Source organism: Vibrio sp. 03_296 (assembly GCF_002265885.1).
This window is the reverse complement of record NZ_NPKW01001401.1, coordinates 1-305: the sequence shown is the minus strand read 5'-3', so window position 1 is coordinate 305 and position 305 is coordinate 1. Positions and strand designations below refer to the sequence as shown.

Genomic DNA, 305 nt, shown 5'->3' with positions numbered 1-305 from the left:
GCCACAAGGCTTCTTCTAYCTCGACCATCGAACCGTTGATGGTCAACATGGAATTATCCTCGATACCTATACACCGCGGGCAACATCAATGACTCACAGCCTTACGTTCAACGCTTAGATTACACGCTTGCTACATTCCAATTGAACCCGATAGCCGTTGGACTGGATGCGGGCTACTTTACCGCTCCRGTGGCGGAGTCACTTGAACGTCGAGGTATTCTTGGCGTGTTCGGTTATCGACGTCCATCGAGAACGAAAAATGCRTTCAAAAAGAAACACTTTACTTACGACGCGCAAAGAGACTG

Annotated in this window: 1 pseudogene; it reads left to right on the top strand. The window is 48.7% G+C overall.

Features of this window, described 5'->3' with window-relative positions:
- Window positions 1-305, top strand: a pseudogene (locus CIK04_RS32610) (transposase); the annotation flags it as partial.